At 50.6% G+C, this 22,833-nt stretch carries 21 protein-coding genes and 1 tRNA gene; 16 read left to right on the top strand and 6 right to left on the bottom strand.

Translation table 11 applies throughout. From position 1 onward, the window contains the following. Positions 1-285: 285 nt before the first annotated feature. From ACN0YR_RS01535 to ACN0YR_RS01525, 3 genes are all read right to left on the bottom strand, one after another. Complete coding sequence (locus ACN0YR_RS01535; RefSeq protein WP_417847440.1) at positions 286-1,938, bottom strand: flagellar hook protein FlgE; 1,653 nt, start codon at positions 1,936-1,938, stop codon at positions 286-288. Positions 1,939-2,214: 276 nt separating this feature from the next. Beyond that, complete coding sequence (locus ACN0YR_RS01530; RefSeq protein ID WP_417847439.1) at positions 2,215-2,586, bottom strand: flagellar hook capping FlgD N-terminal domain-containing protein; 372 nt, start codon at positions 2,584-2,586, stop codon at positions 2,215-2,217. Between the two features lie 29 nt (positions 2,587-2,615). Beyond that, positions 2,616-3,731, bottom strand: a complete 1,116-nt coding sequence (locus ACN0YR_RS01525; protein WP_417847438.1) for a flagellar hook-length control protein FliK — start codon at positions 3,729-3,731, stop codon at positions 2,616-2,618. Between the two features lie 385 nt (positions 3,732-4,116). On the opposite strand from ACN0YR_RS01525, the gene flgB reads away from it, so the two are divergent. The 15 genes from flgB (at position 4,117) to ACN0YR_RS01450 (ending at position 16,651) form a co-directional block, all read left to right on the top strand. Further along, positions 4,117-4,467 (top strand): flagellar basal body rod protein FlgB, encoded by a 351-nt coding sequence (flgB, locus tag ACN0YR_RS01520; protein ID WP_417847437.1) that lies wholly within the window; start codon positions 4,117-4,119, stop codon positions 4,465-4,467. 57 nt (positions 4,468-4,524) lie between these two features. Beyond that, positions 4,525-5,001: a flagellar basal body rod protein FlgC gene (gene flgC / locus ACN0YR_RS01515; protein ID WP_417847436.1), complete on the top strand. Its 477-nt coding sequence runs from the start codon at positions 4,525-4,527 to the stop codon at positions 4,999-5,001. 5 nt (positions 5,002-5,006) lie between these two features. Next, positions 5,007-5,333: a flagellar hook-basal body complex protein FliE gene (gene fliE / locus ACN0YR_RS01510; RefSeq protein ID WP_417847435.1), complete on the top strand. Its 327-nt coding sequence runs from the start codon at positions 5,007-5,009 to the stop codon at positions 5,331-5,333. 264 nt (positions 5,334-5,597) lie between these two features. Then, complete coding sequence (gene fliF, locus ACN0YR_RS01505; protein WP_417847434.1) at positions 5,598-7,178, top strand: flagellar basal-body MS-ring/collar protein FliF; 1,581 nt, start codon at positions 5,598-5,600, stop codon at positions 7,176-7,178. Between the two features lie 260 nt (positions 7,179-7,438). Further along, positions 7,439-8,386 (top strand): FliG C-terminal domain-containing protein, encoded by a 948-nt coding sequence (locus ACN0YR_RS01500; protein ID WP_417847433.1) that lies wholly within the window; start codon positions 7,439-7,441, stop codon positions 8,384-8,386. Beyond that, complete coding sequence (locus ACN0YR_RS01495; protein ID WP_417847432.1) at positions 8,383-9,111, top strand: FliH/SctL family protein; 729 nt, start codon at positions 8,383-8,385, stop codon at positions 9,109-9,111. Before ACN0YR_RS01500 ends, ACN0YR_RS01495 begins: the two co-directional genes overlap by 4 nt. Further along, positions 9,068-10,396, top strand: coding sequence for a FliI/YscN family ATPase (locus tag ACN0YR_RS01490; RefSeq protein ID WP_417847431.1), 1,329 nt, complete (start codon positions 9,068-9,070; stop codon positions 10,394-10,396). The genes ACN0YR_RS01495 and ACN0YR_RS01490 overlap by 44 nt, the downstream gene beginning before the upstream one ends. A 169-nt stretch (positions 10,397-10,565) precedes the next feature. Further along, positions 10,566-11,102, top strand: a complete 537-nt coding sequence (locus ACN0YR_RS01485) for a hypothetical protein (RefSeq protein WP_417847430.1) — start codon at positions 10,566-10,568, stop codon at positions 11,100-11,102. Positions 11,103-11,118: 16 nt separating this feature from the next. Next, entirely contained in the window at positions 11,119-11,973 is an 855-nt protein-coding gene (locus tag ACN0YR_RS01480; RefSeq protein ID WP_417847429.1) for a hypothetical protein, read from the top strand. An 85-nt stretch (positions 11,974-12,058) separates the two neighbouring features. Then, complete coding sequence (locus tag ACN0YR_RS01475; RefSeq protein ID WP_145198374.1) at positions 12,059-12,328, top strand: flagellar biosynthetic protein FliQ; 270 nt, start codon at positions 12,059-12,061, stop codon at positions 12,326-12,328. Between the two features lie 81 nt (positions 12,329-12,409). Continuing rightward, positions 12,410-13,165 (top strand): flagellar biosynthetic protein FliR, encoded by a 756-nt coding sequence (locus tag ACN0YR_RS01470; RefSeq protein WP_417847428.1) that lies wholly within the window; start codon positions 12,410-12,412, stop codon positions 13,163-13,165. Between the two features lie 28 nt (positions 13,166-13,193). After that, on the top strand, positions 13,194-14,315 hold the full coding sequence (locus ACN0YR_RS01465) for an EscU/YscU/HrcU family type III secretion system export apparatus switch protein (protein WP_417847427.1): 1,122 nt from the start codon (positions 13,194-13,196) through the stop codon (positions 14,313-14,315). 121 nt (positions 14,316-14,436) lie between these two features. Next, a complete protein-coding gene (locus tag ACN0YR_RS01460) occupies positions 14,437-15,210 on the top strand; it encodes a motility protein A (RefSeq protein WP_417847426.1) in 774 nt (257 codons plus the stop codon). Positions 15,211-15,218: 8 nt separating this feature from the next. Further along, the gene (locus ACN0YR_RS01455) at positions 15,219-15,857 is read left to right on the top strand and encodes a flagellar motor protein MotB (RefSeq protein ID WP_417847425.1); all 639 of its coding nucleotides are present in this window, start codon (positions 15,219-15,221) and stop codon (positions 15,855-15,857) included. A 53-nt stretch (positions 15,858-15,910) separates the two neighbouring features. Then, positions 15,911-16,651, top strand: coding sequence for a flagellar motor protein MotB (locus ACN0YR_RS01450; RefSeq protein ID WP_417847424.1), 741 nt, complete (start codon positions 15,911-15,913; stop codon positions 16,649-16,651). A 1-nt stretch (position 16,652) separates the two neighbouring features. Here ACN0YR_RS01450 and ACN0YR_RS01445 read toward each other — a convergent pair whose 3' ends face one another. The 3 genes from ACN0YR_RS01445 to ACN0YR_RS01435 all read right to left on the bottom strand — a co-directional run bounded on the left by ACN0YR_RS01445 (position 16,653) and on the right by ACN0YR_RS01435 (position 22,188). Next, positions 16,653-18,533, bottom strand: a complete 1,881-nt coding sequence (locus tag ACN0YR_RS01445) for an FAD-dependent oxidoreductase (RefSeq protein ID WP_417847423.1) — start codon at positions 18,531-18,533, stop codon at positions 16,653-16,655. 312 nt (positions 18,534-18,845) lie between these two features. Continuing rightward, on the bottom strand, positions 18,846-20,222 hold the full coding sequence (locus ACN0YR_RS01440) for a DUF1501 domain-containing protein (RefSeq protein WP_417847422.1): 1,377 nt from the start codon (positions 20,220-20,222) through the stop codon (positions 18,846-18,848). Positions 20,223-20,400: 178 nt separating this feature from the next. Beyond that, positions 20,401-22,188: a hypothetical protein gene (locus ACN0YR_RS01435; RefSeq protein WP_417847421.1), complete on the bottom strand. Its 1,788-nt coding sequence runs from the start codon at positions 22,186-22,188 to the stop codon at positions 20,401-20,403. A gap of 549 nt (positions 22,189-22,737) precedes the next feature. On the opposite strand from ACN0YR_RS01435, the gene ACN0YR_RS01430 reads away from it, so the two are divergent. Beyond that, a tRNA-Phe gene (locus tag ACN0YR_RS01430) sits at positions 22,738-22,810 on the top strand. The last annotated feature ends 23 nt before the right edge of the window (positions 22,811-22,833 follow it).

The raw sequence follows: 22,833 nt of genomic DNA, 5'->3' as shown, positions 1-22,833 counted from the left end.
AACCAGCAGAATCCGTCAAGTCGCGTGACATCACTCTTCAGAATCGAGGAGTCACTTTGACGACAGGTCTTCTTGGGGGAGAATACAGTCGGAGATGTTGGCCCACCGAGATTCTTAGGCTGCTTCGCTTAAAACCCTGAACAAGTGGTTGAAATTGAGTCAGTCACACAACTTCAACGGGCTTGTTCGGGCTTGTTCGGGCTTGTTCGGGCTTTTGTGCGGAATTCTGCGGAGCATGGATGCGCTCCGAGAACATTCTGACTTATGGAGAGCCAAGGGATAGGATTATCGAATCAGGCTGTTGAGTTCCTGAAGGATTTCGTCTGTGACGGTAATCGTCCTTGCGTTTGCAGAAAAACCTCGTTGAGCAAGAATGAGCCGCGTGAACTCGACAGCGATATCGACGTTGGAGTTCTCGAGTTGTCCCGAAGCAATTCTTCCTCGCCCACCGGTTCCGGGTTGGCCTACGAAGGCTTCGCCGCTGGCGATGGAGTCGGAGAAGAAATTATTTCCTTGAGCAGACAGCCCATGAGGGTTTTTGAATGTTGCTAATGCCATTTGCGCCAGTGGAAACCTCAGACCATTGCTCCCGACACCTTCAATCAACCCGTTCCCTTCCACATTGATGTCGACAAGAGTTCCGGTTGAGAAGCCATCCTGCGTCGTCGCGACTGACGATTCTCCGGGGATGGATGTCAATCCGCTGAGTGTTCCGGTCTTCCCGAAGGTCATCTGTACTGCCTGAGGATCGGGTTGTCCGGTGAAATGGAAAACCAGTTGAGAATCGGGGCCGGTTACACCGGAGATCGAACCATCGGGAGCGAAGGTAATTCCTTCCACAGTCGCATCGATCAGCGAACCTTCCGCCGGATCGAGATCGGCTGTCATCGTCCAGGTGTTGTCAGTTTGTTTTTTGAATGCGAGACTCACCAGGTGACCGTCTCCACGTTCATCAAAGACTTCGATCGCTCCGCGAACGGTATCGCCGACAGAACCTTGCTGGCTAGTAAGCACTTGGACCGTCGAAAAGTCTAGCACACCTGTGTTGCCAGCATTCTCGGAGAGGTTCAAGCTGAGCATCGAAAGTCCCCCGTCGACCGCTGTGACCTCAAGCTTTCCACTTGCAGAAAGAGTCACGTCAGCACCAGCGAAAGCAGAGTCTAATGCAGTGACGAGCTGAGCGACGGTTGTGGTGGAGTCGACAGCAATTTGCGTGCTGATGCTGGAACCGTCCGCATCGGTCCCCTGAACATTGATGAAGTCGCCTGTTTGGAATGGAGTCGTCACACTGTCGAGATTGTTCAACAGTGTTCCCCCTGCCACCGGTGAACCTGAAGCTGTCATTGCAGTCGATTCGAGAATTTGGCGAACCGATCCATTCGCTGCAGCTGAGAGATTTCCGGAAACACTGGCGGTTTCTGTCGCACGTCCGGGGACGGTCGCCCCGAGAGGGATCTGAATGCTGTTGTTACCAGCTGTCTGGAATCCGGGAAGGACGGCACTTGTTTCACCGATATTCCCAAACCGCTGAATATGGAATCCAGTTGAGGAGTCGACCAGAAATCCATTGTTGTCGATGTTAAACACACCAGCACGAGTGTAAAGCGGACCCCGTCCCGAGTTCGCGACAAAGAAGCCTTCACCATCAATCGCGAAGTCGAATCGAGACGCCGTAGTTTCCAAAATCCCCTGCCCAAAATCGATCCCGACGGAAGCGAGCTTGCTTCCATTCCCAATTTGCGTTGCGTTTGAACCACTCACAGCACCGACCCCTCCTCCACCGCCAGCTTTCACGGTTTCGTAGAAGACATCCGAAAAATGAGCACGCCCCGTTTTGAATCCGACGGTATTCAGGTTCGCAAGATTGTTCCCGACGACTTCAATCATGTGTTGATGTGAGGCGAGTCCAGAGACGCCGGTGAGGAGTGAGTTTGCCATGGAAGAGATCCTTTTAAAATGTATTGCCAGGCACGCAGTTTGCGTCTCTGGCTTATGAAATTCGAACGCGTCGAAGATTGCTGTTGAAGCGTTGTTTAGAGCTGGTTCTGAAACTTGAAATTGCTCTCTCAAACGTTGAGGAAAGCGACGATTCCAGAGGTTTTCGGACTGGTTCTAGAGCAGTTTGCTCTACCGTGTGCCCGTGAAGAACGCATTTCTCTAGTAAAAATGCTGTTCGCCACGAGGCAGATCCTGCAAACCAATTCGAAAGATGCTCTAATCGCTGGCAATGACTGCATCCACAGCCGAAAGCGGAACCTGTTGGTCGTTGACGAGCAACATCATCTGACCATTTATGACACGAGTTTCCTGAACACGTCCCCGCGAAATTTCACCGGTCGTAGCATCCTGGAATTCGATACTGTGTCCAATTAATTCGGTTCCGCGGCTGAGAGTTTGCAGCTTCAGGAAGTCTTCAAACTGCAAGTTGAGATTCTCGACACCCTCGACCACAGAAAATTGTGCTAATTGCTCAATGAATTGCTGCTGCCCGACCGGTTCTAGCGGGTCCTGATACTGGAGTTGTGTAACCATCAGTTCGAGAAATTGTTGCTTGCCAAGTTCTGCATTGAAACCTGAAATCGCCATCGTTTCATCCTTGAAAGAGTCGTGAAGAATTACGCCATAAAGTCGTGTGGATTCGCAGACTGTGATTTTGTTTGCACAGACCACGAATCGGAGTTGCTTCCCGGACGACTAGATTGATTGCCCAGCCAGTTTGGGTTTGTCTCCCAGTCATAAAACTGATCGGATCGCTGAAACTCTGAGCGATCGCCAAGTTCCATGGAGAGTTCAGATTGCTCAGATAGCAGCGACTCGGAAAGATCTGTTTCGTGTTGCTCCAGGAGTTGCTGAGTCGTCGGATCGATTGCCACGATGCGCATCATGATCCCGCCTTCGGTTTTCTTCAGCCGCACGAGAACTTCCCCCAGTTCTGGAGGGTCGAGGCGGACGGAGAATGAAGAATCGATTTTGCTTTGAGCAGCAGAGAGCTGAGCCATCGTTTCCTCGACCACCTTTTGGATCACTTTGCCTGCGGCTGAAGTCGGATCAGTGGTCGAGCTGAAGCGGGTTTCTTCACCCCTCGCTAATGAGGTGCTTTCCATGAGCGACAAGTGCTGAGAGTCGCCCTGCTGTTCTGGGTTGGGGAGTTCAGACTTCGAACTCTGCTGCTGGTTCGTCGTGAGGTCGACTGGATTTTGTGAGTCAATGTTTGCTGAACTTGCTTTATGTATGTGTTCTCGCAAACCGGAAGATGACTTTGTTTTCGAGGCTGGTAGAGTGTCGTTAAATGCGACGTCGCCTTCAATTTCTTCAACAATGTACTGCGGCAACTGTTCAGTCTGGTTGGGAGCGAAGCCTTCATTCTTGCTTACTTCGACTGCGAGTGAGTTTTCACCCTGCGATGCATCTGTGACCAGCGGTTCATTCGCTAACAGAGGCGTTTTCGCAGAATGCTCTTTCGTTAACAGGGCAGAGATCGTCTCGATTTGACCTGTCGAGAGTTGGGACTGTTCGGCCGATTCAGGTGGGCTCTCTCCAATGCCTTGTGGCCTCAGCACCGTGGATTCAACAAGGAACAGTTGTGCGAAAATCTCTTCGAAATCCGAGGTCTCTTCGAATGGATTTACAGGCATTGAAGCAGTTGGTGCTGAGCTGATTTTCGTCGCTGCTCGAGCAGTCGGGGATGACGCAATCGTGGTCGATTGGGGTGAGATCAATGGCAGGGTCATTCGGAATCAATTCCAGAAAGAAGAACGGATCAGTCACGTCATCAGCTATCGCAGAATCCGTTCCACATCTGTTCTGCCCAGGCGTTAAGTTGCCCGGATCGGTGCGTTACTTGCTTGTGCAAAATGACTTAGGGCGATTGTGGTTTGGTTGGGTGCAGTCACTGGCCTCATCTTTATGGGAAGAATCTTCCGCTTGCGTCGGAAAGACCTTCTGGTTTTCCACTGACTTATTCGGAGGGCTATTCAACGACTTGACTAAGCCTTGCACTCTTCGTTGTTGAGCAAAACTCTTTGACGTGAGTGAAAGCACTTCACGCGACTCAATTCCAGTCCTGACGACAATACCGATTGGAATGATTGAACGCGTCGCTCCGATATTCAGGGCATGCTCCAGTTTCCTGAACATATCGAACGTGTTTCCGTCTTGGCAGAAGTGTCTGAGCTTAGGCACCGCGTGATCAGTCACAACATCGCGAATGTCAATACACCGGGATATCAGCGACTTGACGTCAGCTTTGATGAGCACCTTTTCAGAGCCAGGCGACAAGGGCAAGAGTCGGAGAAGGCGGGACCGTCGATTGTTCAGGAACCGGGGGAGATCACCAAGATGGATGGGAACAGCGTCGACATCGATACGGAGATCGGTCATCTCAATCAGAATTCGATGGTGTTTCAAATGTACTCGCAAATCCTTTCCACTCACTTGAACACAATGCGTCGAGCACTCGGGCAGTAGTCAACTGGCAAGTCAGGTTCTACGCCGACCAGTTGATGCCCGATTTGATGACTCTTAATGAAAACAGAACGCCAGGGAGGGCGAGCGATGAAAATTGGAAACGTCTTTGCGTCTGCGGATATCTCAGCGACTGGCCTCAAGGCAGAGCGAATGCGAATGGAGGTCGCCGCTGGGAACATCGCCAATGCCAACGCGACTCGCAGTCCGGACGGCGGTCCCTATCGGCGACAGCAGGTAGTCTTCGAAACGCAGATGCAAAGTGCGCTGGGCGGAATGGTTTCACAGGGGAGTCAAAGTCAACTAGGTGGTGTCGGTGTCGTTGGGATTGAGTCCGACCGTAGTCCGTTTCCCAAGGTCTACAATCCGGGGCATCCAGATGCAGACCCTGATGGATTCCTGCAGATGCCCAACGTCGCACTCCCGATGGAAATGGTCGATTTGATGACCGCCAGCCGTTCCTATGAAGCGAACCTTAAGTCGCTGGAAGTTTTCCGCAGGATGGCAGAACAAACCCTGGAACTGATGAGAGGATAGTAGACATGAGCTTTCAACCTTTGAACACAACATCGATGGTATCGGGTGGCCAAGATCTCAGGGCTTTGCAGTCATCAGGGTTCCGTCCACAAGTTGGCGAAGCGCGACAGGAATTGCCGTTTGCTTCGCTGGTTTCCGATTTGATCCATGAGGTCGAAGTTCAACAACAAGTTGTTGCTGGAGATGTCCAGAGGCTTGCGAATGGAGAGATTGACAACCTGCAGCAAGTCGCGACGAATGTCGCCAAGGCGGATTTATCATTCCGGTTCCTCATGGAAATTCGCGACCGGCTCATCACCAGTTATCAGGAAGTGATGCGGATGCAGGTTTGAAAATATTCTACCGAACACCTTTTCAGCTCCGTTTGATTATTACATCCAGTTGGCAATTGGTTCCACAGCCTGTTTCGTCAGTGATTCTTGTGAATCCTTCTCGATATGGAGTTTTTCGATTTAGCGTTCATGTTCTGCCCCGTGGTGAGCAGCAATTTTGATGATGAGACGCGTACTGCAAGGGGCGTGCTCGAGCTAGCTGCTGTAGAGCGGACAGGTCTCCGGCTCAATACTTCACTGAATACTGTCTAAGAAAGATTCATCATGAGCTTCCTATCGGAACTCGTTACGCAACTGAAATCAATTTGGGGACGTTGGTCACATGGACAGCGTGTCACCATTTTGGCAAGTGTCGCATTGTCGATTTTGAGTCTGGTCGGCGTCGGGTACTGGGCGATGACTCCACAATTTGTTGTCCTCGCTGATCGTTTATCCCCAACGCAAACTGCGGACTACGTCAGCGCATTGGAGTCTGCAGGGATTGCTTATCAGCTCAACTTCGCTGGCTCTTCGGTTTCGGTTCCGCAGTCTCAACATAGTCAGGCTCGACTGGAAGTACGCGACCTGATTGATGTCGAAGCAAAAAATGAAACTGACCTGTCTGGCAGTCTCTGGTCCGACCCCGCAATGAATCAAGTGAGATTACTCAGGCAACAGGAGGCGCGACTGGGGCGAACGATTCAGCAGATGAAACCGGTAAAGATGGCAACCGTTCATTTGACTCAAGGGACAACCTCACCTTTTGTGAGAGACCAAAGACCCTCGAAAGCGAGCGTCACGTTGGAACTCAAGTCGGGCGTCCCTTTTTCTGGGGGAGATACAGCGGCCATCGTCTCGCTCATCGCACACAGCGTCGAAGGACTGACGCAAGAGAATGTTACGATTCTCTCGACAGACGGACGTTTACTGTCATCAGCTGGTGGTGTAGATGGTGAAGTGAGTGGGCAGCTCGAATATCGCACGATGTTGGAATCGAATTTAGCTGCCAAAGCGGAGGCCCTGCTCATTCCACTTCTTGGGATTGGAAATGCAACTGTACGCGTGAGTGCAGAAATTGACTTCACCGAATCCGAGCGAACTCAAAAAACAATCGATCCCGACAGCAAAGCCAAAGTGCGTGAAGAAGTCCGGACGGAGACCTTTACCGGGAACGATCCGCTTCCACTTGGACCGCCGGGGACATCTTCAAATGTGACCGTTCCGACGAATGCATCAACTCGGCAGGGGCAGCGTGCGTCGGAAGATTTAATGACAGAGTACATCAATGGAGAGACCACCGATTTGATCCGAGAATTTCCCGGGAAAATTCAACGACTCACGATTGCAGCTGTCGTACAAATCCCGACGGACACTCTCGGAGAGACTGCGACCGCCAACGGTCCCGCGACTGTGAATCCAGGTGCATCTTCTCCAGCGAGTTCACAAGTCACCAAGGCCGAGATTGAATCAATCATCCGGAACGCCGTCGGCTACGACGAATTACGCGGAGATCAAATTGACGTTGTGGCAGCAAAGTTTGCTGCGGTCCCGATTCTGGAAACACCAACTGGTTTCTTTGGGGACATCACAACTTTTGTTCCGATCCTGAAAGCTGTTTCACTCGGCTTGGCTTCAGTAGTCGCTTTGCTCTTGGGGATGTTGATCCTCCGGCGGTTACAGCCTGTTGTCGTCGAGAAGCAGGCAGCAGATATTCTTTCACCTGAAATCGTCGACCGCTTGAACGATTTGTCGGAACGGATGAAAGAAAACCCCGATGTCGTGACGACCGTTCTGGCTTCCTGGCTGAACACGAATGAAAACCAAACTTACGAAAATCGAGTGAATGAGAAACGTCGAGCCGCCTGACTCGTTCTAGAGCAGTTTGCTCTACCGTGTGCCCGTGAAGAACGCATTTCTCTAATAAAAATGCTGTTCGCCACGAGGCAGATCCTGCAAACCAATTCGAAAGATGCTCTAGCAAGGAGTGAGAAATCAATTCAGAAACAGCAAGGTTGAGCAGGAAAGATAACTCCTTGTGAAACCCTGTGGAACGCGACGCGGTACCCGACGAGATCAACACAATTCACGCAAGTAAATCATTCTGTCATTCAGCATAAGAGACCATCATGCCAGCTGTTGCAGGAAACGAACGACGAGTTCTCACCCTTTTGCGTTTGTTAAACGACGACGCCCGAACCTCGGTGTTCGCATCATTGCCCGACGAAATCCGAACAGAACTACAAAACCGAATCCGTACTGAAGCGGGGCGTTTTCCATCTCAAAAACGGATTGAAGAACTGATTGATGAATTCCAACGGCTTTTTCGACTCGCTGAAAAAATCCGTGGCCCACAACTCAAAATGCATACCCCCGACGAAGAAGACTCCGAAGTGGAGGAAGAGATCTACTTGCTGTCAGGCAAGTCGAATCGAGATCTTGAAAAGATGAATCTGTTCCAACTGGCTGCGGTTCTTGATGAAGAGAGCCCTCGGACGGTTGCCCTCTTGTTGCAGAATTTGTCATCACCGCGAGTCGCAGATTTGTTGAAGCAGATTTCTCCGCAACAGCGCCAAGCGGTCGTTCTCGAATTGGCCCGCAATCCACAAGCTCCGGAAATCGTCTTTGAAAAGATCGCAGCAACAACGATCCAAAGAGCGACAAGTTATCCAAAACAGAAAAAAGAACTCGTCGATCCAATCCTCCGTATGGCAGATGTCTTTCGCGAAATTGACAAGAACGATCGACGAGAGTTGATCGATTCGCTTCGCGAACAGAACGAAGAAGTTGCGATGGAACTGCAGAAGGCGATGTACCGATTTGAAGACATAATCGATCTGCAAGATCGGCAAGTTCAAGAAGTTCTTGCCCAGATTGATTCGAACACCCTCCAGGAGGCTTTGTTCGAAGCTGACTCGGCACTCGTTGAAAAAATCATGAGTAACCTTTCAAGACGTGCGGCCAGTACGCTCCGGGAAGAACTCGCTTATCAACGTCCACTTTCACCAATGCAGCAGAAAGCAGCACGCGACAAGGTTGCACAGGCGATCGGTGCAGTTGATGAGGAATCGGCATGACTCAACCAAATCGGCATCAAGAACTGATTAGCTGGACTCAAAGCCCGACAGAAATTCGCATCAGGCAAGACGCCAGGAAGACTCTGCGTCGAGCTTCTGTCAAACCGTATGCTCCTGCCACTTCCGCAACTTCAGGAGTGGCTGTGAGAACTGAAATCGAAAGTCCTGTGAAGCCAACAGTGCTCCAGCAAGAGAAACGTGAGCAACAGGAATGGAAGCAGTGTCAGCAACTGTTGGAAGCGTTCGCGGAGCAAGTCCACACACATTCACAAACTCGTGAGCAAACACTTTCGGAGATGCAGCAAGTCGCCATCGAACTCGCTGTCGCGGCGGCATCGCATCTAGTGTTCGAGGCCATTGAGGCAAACCAGTTCGGAATTGAAGAACTGGTCCACTCTGCAGTCAAGCAATTCGAACAGAACGACCCAATCACAGTTCAGTTGAATCCCGCAGATTATGACTTGCTGATGTCTCGCATGAAAGATTTGGATATCGATCAACTCGCAACAAACATCACATTTCAGACCAACTCCTCATTCGAACGAGGAGCATGCGAAGTTCAGTCATTCGAAAAGCAGACTCTCAGGTCAAGCATCTCTCAGCAGTTGGCAAACATTCGAAAACACTGGTTGGAAGAACTCGATGACTCTCAGATTGAACGTCGAAAAACTGAAGATGCAGATGCAACGTTGCGACGTTTTCCAGACCGTCGGGAAACTGCATAGCGTGCGTGATCTCCTTACTGCCAATCTGACGATGGCGTTGGGGGAAATGTGCGAAATCGAAACTGGATTCGGGAAAAAGGTCAAGGCAGAAGTGATTGCAGCTTACGAAAAACAATCTCAGCTGATGACATTTCATCGTTCCCATGGGCTCGCCCCCGGGATGGATGTCGTGGCGCTCAATCGCGTTGTCCAGGTCCCCGTTGGGTTGAACCTGTTAGGGCGGGTTCTCAATGGATTGGGGGAACCAATCGATGGTCGAGAACCACTTCAAGCGTTCAAAAAAAGAATGACCGACTCTTCATCTCCACAGGCTCTTGATAGAAAACGGATCACACAGCCATTAGTGACTGGGCAACGAGTCATTGATGGATTGCTGACGATTGGGCGGGGTCAGAGAATGGGATTGTTCGCGGGGTCAGGCGTAGGGAAGAGTACCCTCTTGGGGGAAATCGCTAAATTTGCAGAAGCGGATGCGAATGTCGCAGATATGAATGTGATTGTGCTCGTTGGGGAACGTGGACGGGAAGTCCGTCCTTTTCTTGAAGATTGCCTCGGTCCAGAGGGATTGAAACGATCGGTCGTTGTCGTGGCGACTTCGGATGAAACGCCGCTGATGAAAATTCAGGCAGTTCGAACTGGACTCACTATTGCAGAAGAGTTTCGAGATCAGGGAGCCGATGTCTTGTTTTTTTTGGACAGCCTGACACGCTTCGCGACCGCTCAAAAAGAGATTGGGCTCGCACGCGGAGAAGCCCCCGGCCAACGCGGATATCCTAGTTCGGTCCTGTCGACACTTGCTACCACGCTCGAACGTTTAGGAAATAGTCAAACAGGTTCAATCACCGGGTTGATCACAGTGCTGGTTGATGGTGATGACCTTGATGAACCGATTGCAGATGCCGCACGTTCGATCCTCGATGGTCACCTTGTCCTGGATCGTCAGTTGGCACAAAAAGGACGCTTCCCCGCAGTCAATGTCCTTAAGAGTCTTAGCCGTCTCTTCCGCGAAGTCACTTCTCCACAACAACAAGTAGCAGCCGACGGCATTCGGGAATGTTTGGCGACATACGAAGAGGTAGCAGAACTGATTCAGGTCGGTCTGTATCAACCTGGCACATCGCCCGCTGTCGACAATGCCATTCACCGACTCCCAGCGATTCAAAAGTTTCTGCATCAACGGATCGGAGAAACCAGCCAGTTGAACCAAACGACTCACGACATGACTCACCTCTCAAACCTGACCAACGACACCGGATCAACAACGTTAAGTAGTGATGTGAATTAGAGCATCTTTCGAGCTGGTGTACAGATTCTGCCTCGTGGCGAGAAGCAATTTTATTGATGAAACGTGTTCTTCACGGGCACAAGGTAGAGCAAACTGCTCTAAAGGTGTAGCTGCATTCAAAAACGCCTGCAGCTCAAAGATTGCCTTTGTTGATGAATGGTTCAAAAAGATGAAATCCTCCACAGCAAATTATGAAAAGATTCTGAAGGTCATCTCGCATCGAGTCCAATCGCTTGCCATGAAAATTGTCGGGCTGGAAGCAAAAAAGAGTCAGTACCAATCGCAATCGTCGCAAATGGAAGCAGCGATTAAGAAAATTCAAATAGCTCTCTTGATTCCTAAGCAACAGGGAAGGCATCGCACAAGAGAAGCAAGCGGTTCCAGAATGCAAGCTGTTCATGTCGGTCGGAATGAATGTGGCCGACTGTCCGAGCAAATTCAGGGGATCAACCAAAAGCGAATGGAGATTGAACGCGAACTCGAAACGCTGAGGATTCAATACGAACAAGAGTATTCTCGTGAGCAAGCTTTGCGAAAACTCCTCGACCGTCGACGCAGCGAATCTCGACTGGAGCGAATGAAACGTGATCAACTTCAAATTGAAGAACATTCAGCCCAGAAATTGATTCATTCGACAGACGTCGAATTTTCCTGGCGAAAAACGAAAAGTGAATCTCACTCAAGTGGAGATTTACGAGCTCAATAAGACCGTTGAGTTTTTGATGAGCAATTTTCTAGATGTTTTTGGATTCGTACTCGAACGCTCATTCTCACCCTTGGAACGAAAGCACAATGCTGTGAAATCTGTTGTCATTCTCACTCTTGCGATTGCGGTCTTTACAGGCGGCGTATTCGGTTCACTGTGGTTGAAAACGAATTACCTGGCTAAGGCCGGTGACATAGAATCGGAGAGCTACCCCGGAAGTGGAGTAAACGGAACTCCAGTGACAGGAGGCTCTCCAGCGGGCGGTGTGTCTAACGACTCTTTAAAAGGGGACTTGTCAATTCGTCCACAAGAACTTTCTGTGGAAGAGATGGTTCGGTTGGGGATGGACCTGAAACGTCGTGAGAAACGACTTAAGGATGATGCTGAAAAGCTCCGGCAGCAAGAAATTCATCAACAAATTGCCTTAGCAGATATCCAGCAGGAACAAGGAATTATCGATTCACAACAAACGCAAGTGAAGAGTGAACTTGCTAAAGCAGAAATCTTGATCGACCGCTTAATGCAAGCAAGGCAAGCGGTCATTGATGAGCGAGCAGCAGCAGAGAAAAAACTCAAGAAGATCGAAGAAGTCCAAATCGAAGTCGATGAGCAGCATACGACAAATACGAAAAAGCTCGCCCAATGGATTCAAAGCATGGATGAAGTCAAGGCGGCAGAGGTGCTGAGAGAGATGGCTAACGATGGAAAGATGCCCATAGCTGTGGAGATTCTCTCTCATCTGGAAGAACGGGAAGCGGCAAAAATTTTATCGAGTCTTGATGATGCCAAGCTCGTGCAAGATTTAGTCAGCGAGTTTCGTAATTTGAAGTCACCCAAAGAATCAAAACGAGCAAGACGAACGCTGCGATAATTCAGCGAACTGATTCGTTCAATCCCCTGCCCTGAAACATGTACGAAGCTTTCAACAGACTCAACTGTATGAGTGAAGGAATGTCATGGTCTCTTCTGAAGTTGTTTTGATTGGTCGTGATCTGTTGCTGACAGCGTTGCTGCTGTCTCTTCCGGCAGTCGTGGTCAGTCTGCTGGTGGGGGGAGTCATTAGTGTGTTTCAGACTGTTACGAGTATTCAGGAACAGACCCTTACTTTTGCTCCGAGAATTGTTGCTGTCGCGTTGGTGCTCATGGGGACTCTTCCCTGGAGTTTGAAAGTTGCGATGGCATTCACGTCGCGAATGATGCTCCGCATGATCGAGGCCACGCAGTAGCTGAACTTTCACAACCATCGAAACGAAATTGTAAATGAGACTGCCTGGTGTCCGAACCGGTACGAGGAATGAGGTGACTGGATGATTGAACTTGTTCTTGAAGCGACATTCCTGTTGTTCGTACGCGTTTCTGCATTCGTCGCTTTTTTGCCTTTGTTTGGCGGAACCCGGGTTCCACGGACCGTCAAGGTTGGCCTGGCAGTGACCCTCACAACTGTGTGGATCTCCCAATTCGTTCCGGGAATGACCCTTGCGATGTCTCAGTATGGCGAGCGGTCGTGGTTACTTTTTGCCTGGATGATCGGACGTGAAGCAACACTTGGAGCCGCAATGGGTTGGCTGATGGGAATGGTGCTCATTCCAATTCGAATTTCTGGTGCTTTCATTGCTCAGGAAATGGGGCTGACGATTGCGACATTGACATCCGCGTCCGGGGACGGGAGTAGCAATGTCCTTTCGGAAATTCTTGATGCTCTGGCCGTTTTGATGTTCCTTTCATTTAATGGGCATCATCTGTTTTTTCGCAGTTTCGATGCCAGTTTTCGATTGTTTCCGGTCGGTCGTCAGTGGGCTTCCGGGAATGAAGAATGGGTCATGAGAACCATCGCGAACACGACTGGGGTCGGTGTGCATCTGGCAGCTCCCGTGGTCATGCTGATGTTCGGGACAACGGTCAGTTTGCTCTTTATTATGCGGCAAACACCGCAGTTCAACTTGTTTAATTTTGGGATGCCGGTGCGGCTGTTGGCTGGACTGCTTGCATTATTTCTTTTCATCCCGGACCTCATTCTGCGTATTCCTGTTCTCGTCGAACGTTGGCTGATGCACCTTTCCTGAATCCAGATGATGTTCTCTGAGCTCCACGATGTCTGAAACACAAGATCAAAACAAAACCGAAGAAGCGACCCCTCGCAAACGCGATCAGGCGCGTGAGGAAGGTCAGGTCGTCTTTAGCCCTGATCTTTCTGCTGGTGTAATGTTGTGTACTGTCAGCCTGTTTGTGTTTTTGTTTTGGGAAGCCGCTCTGGATCTATTTTCGTTCCCCTTGACCGAAGCCTTCAGTGGACTGCGGCTTCGCGAATGGGAGACTGTTGAAACAATACTTGCCGGGAAGTGGTTGCTCTCCCGAATCCTGATTTGCTCTGGAGTTGTGTTCACGTTGACAACCGGCACCGCACTGCTGGCGTCGCAACTCCAATCGGGGCCAACGATGACCTTCCAGCCTCTGCTTCCGAAGTGGGACAAAATTTCTCCAGCGTCTGGATGGAGCCGCTTACTGTCGCTGGACAGTCTGTTTCGCGGAGGGCTATCAATTTTGAAACTTCTGAGCTCGGTAGGAGTAAGTCTTCTGTTGTTTTCGATTGCGATTCATGAATTCCGGTCACAGACAGCAGGGCTGACTTCGTTGAGCAGCGAAACCGGTCTCGGTGTGATTAGTTCCGGCCCGGTCGGACCAGTTCTGGTTGAGCAAGTTCTGATGCACCGCCTCCTGCTTTCCCTGTCAGGGATCACACTTCTCTGGGGCATCGTCGATTTTGCAATTCGGCGGTTTCGTCATGAACAGAAATTGAAGATGTCCAAGCAGGAAGTCAAAGACGAGCAAAAAGAAGATCAGGTTGATCCTCAAATTCGAAACAAAATGAGACGTGCTCAGCAGGAAGCTGCCAAGCGTAGAACGTTGCAAGATGTTCCTCAGGCGACAATGGTCATTACCAACCCAACACATTACGCAGTCGCTTTGAAATACCAAACCGGAACGATGGGGGCCCCTGTCGTTGTCGCCAAAGGAACAGATGCCTTCGCAAGGCGGATTGCAGAGATCGCCAGAGAAAACGGCGTTCCCGTTTTCGAGCGAAAACCTCTCACGCGGGCATTGTTTGCACTGGCTGATGTCGGTGATGAAATTCCCTTGGAATACTACCGAGCCATTGCTGAGCTTCTGGCACACGTTTACCGCATTAAAGGGAAGATGAGTGCTGCATCGTAGAGCATCTTTCGAATTGGTGTTCGAGTTCGACAAGAGTTCGAGTTCGATATGGGCAACACGACCGAGCAATGTTGCTCAAAACATTGAAACAGAAATCATTCTAGATTGATAAAGGTGCGAAATGGATATCGCGACAATCATTGGCCTGCTGGCAGGCACAGCCCTGGTACTGGGGGCGATTCTACTGGGCGGTTCGATATTGCCGTTCATTAACATTCCGTCACTGATGATTACTGTCGGAGGATCTGCTTCAGCTTTATTGATCAACTTTTCCTTGGCGAGGGTCTTAAGTGTTCTCTCAGTTCTGAAGAATTGCTTCTTTGTCAAACTCCCGGATGCGAATGACGTCATCGAACAGTTCGCCGAGTATGCAAAGGTTGCCCGTCGAGACGGGTTGTTAGCGCTTGAGAAAAAACTGGATGAGATTGATGACAAGTTCATGAAGCGGGGGCTTGAGCTTGTGGTCGGTGGAAATTCACGTGAAGAACTCGCTTCGATGCTCGAGACAGAGATTGTCTATATCGAACATCGACACGAAAACGGAAAGAAAATTCTCGATTCGATGGCGGCGGCGGCTCCTGCTTTCGGGATGATCGGGACTCTCATCGGCCTTGTCCAGATGTTGAGAACGCTTGACGATCCCAGTCAAATCGGTGTTGGGATGGCGACCGCATTGTTGACAACACTCTACGGTGCGGTGATCGCAAATTTGTTTTGCATCCCGCTTGCAGGAAAACTCGAAATGCGGAGCCAGCAGGAGATCATGATACGGGAGCTGATGATGTCCGGACTGGGGTCGCTTGTCGATGGACACGCCCCACCGGTTGTAACTGAACGACTGTGTGCGTTTCTCTCGACTTCAAATCGACCCGAATCGTCAGTCCAGGCAGCCTGAGGTGCATGATGAGACGGTCTAAAAAAACAGGCACCAACAATAGTGAAATTCCACGTTGGTTCGTGACTTACAGCGACGTAATTACCCTGCTGATGACGTTTTTTATTTTGTTGCTCACCTTTTCGAGTAGCGAGCCCGAAGGATTCGAACTGATGCAGGAATCGCTGTTTGGATCGGGCGGTAGTGCCAGCAACGTCGGCGTGAAAGTCAAAGAGGCGGAGAAGGAAACTCTCGTTGTTCGTATTAAACCACCATCAAGCCGCATGACTTCGCGGGGGAGCGAAATCCCTCCGATGTACACTGATCCGGTCACCGAAGCGGCAACGAAAGGGTTATCTGCTTTAGAAGAGAACAATGACCTGGCAAACTTCGAACGGTTCTCGCTTGATGTGTCGATTCATCTCTTCACGACTTCGAAAGGGGAACCGACCGAAGTTGCTTTGCATCAACTCAGCCTCCTTGCGAACCAGATGAAGCGACTGCCACTCGAACTGACGATGAGTGTGGATTCCCCTGAATACCTGGGAAATGTTGCTCAACTTGCAGAGTTGCTGACCTCCCGATTTAAAGTCCCGCCAGGTCGGATCGGGATTGCGGTTGGAGATGCCCCCAAAGGGCTTCAACTGTCATTGCGGCTTGAGCAGTAAATTTGACAGAGAAAACTGACGCACTTCTTATCTCTTCAACCAGAACCGGAACGATGGCAATTCGTAAAAAGAAAGCGTCCTCTGGACCAAATAATTCATATATGATTTCGTTTGGCGATACGATGACGGCCTTGCTGGCGTTCTTCATTGTGTTGAATTCACTTGCCTCAGAACAGACGGGGGCCAACCTGTATTCAGGGACTGGGTCGTTTATTCAGGCAACCAATTCACTCGGGGTCCCCGGCATTTTTCCGTCCGGAAGAAGTCAACATTCAATTCAGCTGAATCATACCAGCCCGCACTACAGAGTTGCTGATGAAGCTGACGGCATCAAGACCGGGCATGGTCCGGATGAGGTCGCTGATCGACAGCATGTTCGTGATCGGGAACAGGACGACTTCGAACGAATGCTCAATGAACTTGAACGGCTGCATGCCGCGTCCACCTCTGAAGATGTGTCCGGGGAAGTCACGTTTGATCGTCACCAGCCCCTTCCAAAAGGATCACCACATCTTGACGAAGGACTCAAACAACTTCTCGTAGAACTTCGTCCTTTCCTGAGTCGATCAGGATCGGAAGCGGAAATTATCGTTTGGACACCGACTCCCTCTGTCTCTGCGTGGAAACGTTCGACTCAAATGGCTTCGGAAATTCAAACTCAGGCAGTTTCGTATTTACAGCTGAACAATCAAATGGCTTCGCGTCTGAAGAGTTCCAGTTGGCAGTGGAGTTCTCCCGACCTCGAACGCCCGGTACTCTCTGTCGTGATTCGGCGGACTGGAGACTCTCGATGAGTCACGACAGCAATCGAACCTCCATGATACGAGCATGAGGAAGTCCATTCGTTCCTGTCACTTCGATTCGTAACGAGTTCGTTTGGAATGTGGACTCGATTTGATGTTTACGCAGGCGTTGATAATTCCCCGTCACGAGAACTTCTGTCACCCATGCATCCTCTCTCTTCATTTTGATTTCGTAATCGCTGACGGTCTCCGGTTGAGGACGGCCCCAGATCATTTTCGAGGTATAACCATCGTGGTGACTGAGAGTGAGATGGCGATGGAGTCCTGTGTCGAAAACCAAGTGTACTTCGGTGATGCTCACTGGACGATCCCATTCGAACTGCAACCAGGCTGGAAAGCCCTGCTCTGGAACCGACATCCAGCGATGCGACCCTGCATTCGCTCTTGAGGGTGGAGCCCCGCTCGGCCCGTGGACTGAACGTGTTTGCCCGGAAATTACATTGATCGCCAGACCATCCTGCTGCTCACTCGACGCCGTAATTGTCGCGGATATTGCTAAGTCTTTGGGGACTCGATTCATCTGACCAATCAGAAAAGCATCGTCCTGATGCAAAGTCTGCTGAATGGTATGGATCGCGGTCTGATTCTGAGGAAGGACACTTGGGGAAAGATTTTGCTGTTGAGCATACGCGGCAGCGGTCCCTACTCCTTGACCAATTGCAGCACATGTTGCCATCACACGGGTTGAAGAAAAACCGACGTGAGTGGCTGAGATGTTTCTGCCAGCAAACATCAGGTTTTCTATCTTCTGAGCAATACAGCACTGTAATGGAATGTCATAAAGGTATGGGACTCGCGTTTGCGTGCAGGGAGCTTTCTCAGGAGCGTCGACACCTTCGGGGGGATGCAGGTCGAGCGACCAGCCACCATAGGCGATGGTATCCGCGAACTGACGCGAAGAAAGTATGTCGGACTGAGTGAGAAGATGCTGTCCGATGAAGCGTCGACTCTCTCGTTTTCCGGGAAGAAACCCGATCCAGTCCAAAGCCCAATTGGCAGCTTCGAACGGATCATCATTGGCTTCCGACTCCGGAGGAGCGTTCTTAACGTGATCCCAGATTCCAAGTGCAATGGCGAGCAGTTCATCGCGAATCGTTTCGTTGTCTTTGATCGTATCGAGCGTCCCGCCCCATTCTGCCCACCAGTATCCATACTCGTGTGTCGGCTCCTCCTCTCCCGGGACCGAGTACAGTCGTAATTTCAAATCTTGCTTTGAGAATTTCCTGGCCCACCTCGGCGCCAGATACGGCATCGGATTCGAATGTTTTCTGGCTTGTAAAAGGATTGTTGACCCCAGTCGCTGTGAATCTGCAACCTCGACGGCAAGTGATTCCGCATAGGCCTCGCGATCTTCCCGACCTTCCAGAAATGCCGCGCCCGCCTCAACGCCGAGTCGCCCGTCACCGGTGCAATCAATGAAGATATCAGCTGCAATCTGAAAACGGTCTTCGGTACTTTGTCGTTCCGCAATGGCGTGTCTGATTCGATTGCCTTCGACCTCGGCACCTGTCACTGTCGTGTTGAGCATCAGAGTCAGATTGGGCTCATTTCGACACAAGTCGTACAGAATCAAATCAAAGATGGCAGCCGACCGTTGCGGATTGCGAACGCAGTTTTCGAGTCGGATTTCTTCAATGATCCCCCCTTCGCGAGCCTCTGTTTCGAGTTCAGCTCCACGGTCAAAAGACCCCGTCCCATTGGCACCAACGATGTGCATACGAACTTCGCTGGAGGCATTTCCACCGAGAACGGATCTGTCCTGACAGAGAATCACTTTGGCTCCATTTCGAGCGGCAGCAAGGGCGCAGGGAACCCCGGCTGGACCTCCACCGGCGACAAGTATGTCGCAAGAAAGCGAATGATTTTGAAGCAACTGGCTGACTTTCTATTTATCGACTTTTCGTACTCAGTCAATATTGTCGCTAAAGAGCAGGCCCTTGACCAGACTCTGTTCAGAAAGAGCCCGGTATTGAATGTTGTGTGGGCTTTCAGAGGTCATTGACGCAACGCTTCGTGAGACAGATAGCTTTACGACACCGCAAAAAAATATGGGAGCGTGAAGCGGTTCCGGACCGACACTTATCGTTTGCTTCTCCGTCACTTGCCCTGAATCGCGACCTCGGTTGAATGCCTCATTCGAAAGCTTCATTTGCCAACCGCATCGGATAGGCTGCTCATTGGTTCGTTAAGCGATGAGTTCATCAATGACAGCCCCATGGTCGACAGCGGGGATCGGACGACCGGCGTGATTCAGGAAGTTCATACTTGGATCGACGCCGAGTTGTCGCAAGATAGTGTGGTGCAAATCACCAGGTCGGACAGGTCGTTCGGAAGGATGTTCGCCACGTTTGTTCGTCGCTCCAACAACGGTTCCACCCTTGAGTCCGCCCCCTGCCATCAGAACGGAAAGAGCATTTCCCCAGTGATCGCGTCCGGGTGTTCCTTTGCTCATTGGAGCCCCGCCGTTTCCTCCATTGTTCATTTTCGGGGTGCGACCAAATTCGCCGCACACAACGACCATCACTTTCTCATCCAGGCCACGTTCCTTGAGATCGTTCAGCAAACCGCTGACTGCCAGGTCCACTTTCGGAAGATAGGTTTCCATTCGAGCCTGATGATCCCAGTGAGAATCCCAGCCGCCAAAGTGGCAAGTCACAATCGTCGAGCCAGCCTCGACAAGGCGGCGAGCTAAGAGGACGCTTTGTCCCCAGCTGTTTCGGCCGTATCGCTCTCTGTTTTCAGGAGTCTCCTGCTGAATGTCGAACGCGTCGCGTGCCCGGGCTCCTGTGACGAGCTCGTACGCTTCCTGCTCGAATTGATCGGTCGTCTGCATCGCTTTCGATTTATCCATGAGACGTCGCACTTCATCGAAGTGGACCGTCAATGATCGCCTCTCGGTAAGACGATCCAGGTTGAGACCTTGAGCAAGATTCAAATTCTGAACTTTGAAGTTGTCGTTATTCGGATCGCCAACCGTTTCGAAGGGATTGTTTTCAACGCCTAAATAATGCCCTCCAAAATAACCGGGACGAATACCGATACTCATTGAGTATGGGACTCCCACGAATGCTGGCATCCCTGCAACACGTGGTCCGAGAACTTTCGTCGCGACCGCTCCAAAGAACGGATACTTCTGTGCTTTCATGGCCCCGTTTACACCGCCGCGTCCCGTCAACATCCAGTGACCCGCTGTGAAATGGTCTCCGGCATTGTGATGGACAGATCGAACAAGCGAATAGCGGTCCGCCAGTTTCGCTTGAAGTGGAAAGAGTTCTGTAATATCGATTCCCGGAACATTCGTCGGGATGTGATTCCAAATCCCGCGATACTCCGCCGGGGCGTCCGGTTTAGGGTCGTAGGTGTCCATGTGACTCGGCCCACCATCCAACCAGATGAGGATCAGAGAGGTCTCTGCCTGAGACGAACTCCCTGCCTGAGCTTTTGCTCGCAGAATGTCGCTCATCCCGAGCGAACCCATTCCTGCCATGCCGATCTGTAAAAACGATCGGCGCGAAGCCCCGTCGCAGTACCGTCCAGCTGAACCTAATGATAGTCGAAACATGCTCTTCTCGATTTAGGATGAGTGATCAGCGACAGTTTATGTGTCGGCAATGCTCGTCGTCAATATGAAGGCCTAAAGTGATGTCGAGTAGGTTTCGCTACTTCTACTGGAGTGCACTCCCTCAAAACCTAGAGCAGTCACTCAGATCAAAATTCTTGGGGCGAAACGAGAGCGCTGATTACTCGTCGGTTTGGTACGCAGCACACTCTTTGATTCTTCCATCGATCTCGTCAAGCAATTCTTGATAGCCATCTCCCCCTACCCCGCCGTACTTGGCCTGAAACTCCTGATCGGTCAAACCTTCGGGGAGATCTGCACCGACAGGAATGTAGTCGGCTTCCTGAAACCCAGAGTCGAGACGGTTTTGGAATTCGATTGCGTCCGTTTTGGAGCTTGTTGCTTGAAAAGCGAACATTGTCCCAGCTCTGTCGGCAAGAAGATCCCCAAACGAAAATCCACTCCCACCATTCGCGTCCAGTTCTTCCTTTAAGATGCCAATGTCCATACTGATTGAGGAGTTTGACAACACCTGTAAAGCGGCACTTACGGTAAAGTGTTGAGTCCAGTCCTGGCGATCCCGCAATGTGATTTTGCGAAATTTCTTCAGTTGCTCGTTTGAGATGACCGGGACACTTTCTCCCAGAAATAGCCGCAGTTTTCGATGGCCGAGCGCGTAACCTAATGCCAGAATCGCAGCGCGGTTCTCCTTGACCGGATCTTCGTTCGCCGATCTCTTCCTGGCTTCAGAAAATACTTCCTCGACACAATCACCAAAAGTGAGTTCGGGGCGATTCTCGGACAAGTGAATTAACTTGCTGACGTAGATCGTGATTGTCGGTTCGAGATCTTCGATCAGGCCAAACTCAAGCATTGCCTGACGCAGATTTTCACGATTGACATCTAACTGCGAGTAAGTCACCGTCGCGAGGCCATCGTCAATTTTGATTTTCTTGAGCGAATGCAAGAAGCGATCTGCAGTGGGGGAATTCCACTGATTATTAAAAAGAATTGGCCCACAGAATTTTAGGAAAACGGGGGGGATACTGAGGCTTCCGATCACAAACTTCCTCGGTCGATATCCGAGGACGCCTTGGTGAGTCGTCACTTCCCCTGCCGTTGTCAGGTTAAGGTGAGAAGAGATGAACTGGTTTTCCGGGAATTGCAACGAGACTTGTAGCTCCGGAAGATTTTTCTTGAGTGTCAATTTTTCTTGATGATCTCCGGGGAAAACCGAAAGTCCCCAGCTAAGAAGTTGATTCAACTCAGTTTCCGACAAGCTCAGTTTTCTGGTTTCTTCCGTTTGCAATTTTCGAGGATCGTGCTCCTTAAAGATTTTGACAAGATTTCGACGATCGTCACTCGCCACTTTCGTCTCTGCAATTTCTAGCGGTTTCCCGGAAAACGCAAGCTGAGCAATCATGTAAGTACCGCCGATGAAGACAATACCCATCAAGCATGTCTGGAACAGGAACCATCTTAGAAAGCTTCGCGACCGCATCCATGTTGTGCCGAGCCAACTCCCACTCAGGCTTGCAACGAGCAGTGCAAGAACAACCACGAAAGAAGGAATGACAATCGGCAGCCCATGCTTTCCAATTGTGAACAGAGTCGTCAAGCAAAAGGCGAACACGAAGGCTGTCATCCAGGGGATCAGAAAGCGAGACCTCGAGGTGACGAGAATGCTTGGTGAGAAAGCTGCCCCAATCAGAAACGAGAGAACTGTTAGAAAACAGAGTTCTAGCAGACTGTTCGTTGCCGAGAGCAAAATTGTCTGCAGCGGATCATTGGGAGCTTGATCGATCAGCGATGGGAGAATGCTCGCGGATTCCGCTGCGTTCCAATATGCCACACAGGCGAGCGCGACGACTTCGACGATCAAAAGAATGCGAACAAAACCACGCCAACGCAGGAAGCGGTCCTGTCTATGTTGGCTGCTCACCGGGTCTTCAACTTCCATGGTCGACATGTGCTGGTCTTTCACTGAAGTTTCGTCGGTCGTGAAAATGTGGGTTTCGACATTGATCGCATTCGTAAAAAATGAATCGAGAAAGAGATTTCAGTGTTACGAACAAAACGCCTTGAAGTTTTGTCCGAAGGGTGATCTTAACACTTTTCTGAAGCTTGAGTCAGTTACGGCCTTCACAGCGACCGGCATAAGAAGTTCTCGGTCGAGCTTTGCATGCCACTCATTGAGCATTCAGGCATGTTCGAAAGCGCAAAATCAAAACCAGTTCGAACTGCTGTCTCTGTTTGACGGACCATGCAGCCTGTCTCAGATCCGGACATTCGTTAAAGTTGGAGGCACCAATAAGCATCTGCTTGTTTGTGTGCCCTGCGAGCGGCAAAATTCGACGTGAAATCGTTAGCGATGCTGCAAAATCTGCTCCTCGGCAAAAGCGTTGATAAGAATTCGGCTCGGAAAGTTGACAGACCGAACTCCAGACGCAATCATGTGTCCCGCCTGAGGGAGCAAGTCACTTTTTTTCGACGTAACTCCTTCAGCAGAAGTCTCAACGGTCGGGTAGCTCAGTTGGTAGAGCACAGGATTGAAAATCCTGGTGTCGGCGGTTCAAACCCGCCCCCGACCACTTTTAAACTCCATGTCGCCAAG

Source organism: Thalassoglobus sp., assembly GCF_048270125.1.
Taxonomy (GTDB): Bacteria; Planctomycetota; Planctomycetia; order Planctomycetales; family Planctomycetaceae; genus Thalassoglobus.
This window is presented reverse-complemented; position numbering and strand designations above follow the sequence as displayed.

Excerpts from the sequence above, each read along its gene's own strand:
- ACN0YR_RS01485 (WP_417847430.1), top strand. The coding sequence starts at position 10,566 with ATGAAATCCTCCACAGCAAATTATGAAAAGATTCTGAAGGTCATCTCG.
- ACN0YR_RS01530 (WP_417847439.1), bottom strand. The coding sequence starts at position 2,586 with ATGGCGATTTCAGGTTTCAATGCAGAACTTGGCAAGCAACAATTTCTC.
- ACN0YR_RS01440 (WP_417847422.1), bottom strand. The coding sequence starts at position 20,222 with ATGTTTCGACTATCATTAGGTTCAGCTGGACGGTACTGCGACGGGGCT.
- flgC (WP_417847436.1), top strand. The coding sequence starts at position 4,525 with ATGAAAACAGAACGCCAGGGAGGGCGAGCGATGAAAATTGGAAACGTC.
- ACN0YR_RS01535 (WP_417847440.1), bottom strand. The coding sequence starts at position 1,938 with ATGGCAAACTCACTCCTCACCGGCGTCTCTGGACTCGCCTCACATCAA.
- flgB (WP_417847437.1), top strand. The coding sequence starts at position 4,117 with ATGCTCCAGTTTCCTGAACATATCGAACGTGTTTCCGTCTTGGCAGAA.
- fliE (WP_417847435.1), top strand. The coding sequence starts at position 5,007 with ATGAGCTTTCAACCTTTGAACACAACATCGATGGTATCGGGTGGCCAA.
- fliF (WP_417847434.1), top strand. The coding sequence starts at position 5,598 with ATGAGCTTCCTATCGGAACTCGTTACGCAACTGAAATCAATTTGGGGA.
- ACN0YR_RS01470 (WP_417847428.1), top strand. The coding sequence starts at position 12,410 with ATGATTGAACTTGTTCTTGAAGCGACATTCCTGTTGTTCGTACGCGTT.
- ACN0YR_RS01500 (WP_417847433.1), top strand. The coding sequence starts at position 7,439 with ATGCCAGCTGTTGCAGGAAACGAACGACGAGTTCTCACCCTTTTGCGT.
- ACN0YR_RS01450 (WP_417847424.1), top strand. The coding sequence starts at position 15,911 with ATGGCAATTCGTAAAAAGAAAGCGTCCTCTGGACCAAATAATTCATAT.
- ACN0YR_RS01475 (WP_145198374.1), top strand. The coding sequence starts at position 12,059 with ATGGTCTCTTCTGAAGTTGTTTTGATTGGTCGTGATCTGTTGCTGACA.
- ACN0YR_RS01435 (WP_417847421.1), bottom strand. The coding sequence starts at position 22,188 with ATGTCGACCATGGAAGTTGAAGACCCGGTGAGCAGCCAACATAGACAG.
- ACN0YR_RS01465 (WP_417847427.1), top strand. The coding sequence starts at position 13,194 with ATGTCTGAAACACAAGATCAAAACAAAACCGAAGAAGCGACCCCTCGC.
- ACN0YR_RS01455 (WP_417847425.1), top strand. The coding sequence starts at position 15,219 with ATGAGACGGTCTAAAAAAACAGGCACCAACAATAGTGAAATTCCACGT.
- ACN0YR_RS01490 (WP_417847431.1), top strand. The coding sequence starts at position 9,068 with ATGCAACGTTGCGACGTTTTCCAGACCGTCGGGAAACTGCATAGCGTG.
- ACN0YR_RS01495 (WP_417847432.1), top strand. The coding sequence starts at position 8,383 with ATGACTCAACCAAATCGGCATCAAGAACTGATTAGCTGGACTCAAAGC.
- ACN0YR_RS01480 (WP_417847429.1), top strand. The coding sequence starts at position 11,119 with ATGAGCAATTTTCTAGATGTTTTTGGATTCGTACTCGAACGCTCATTC.
- ACN0YR_RS01525 (WP_417847438.1), bottom strand. The coding sequence starts at position 3,731 with ATGACCCTGCCATTGATCTCACCCCAATCGACCACGATTGCGTCATCC.
- ACN0YR_RS01460 (WP_417847426.1), top strand. The coding sequence starts at position 14,437 with ATGGATATCGCGACAATCATTGGCCTGCTGGCAGGCACAGCCCTGGTA.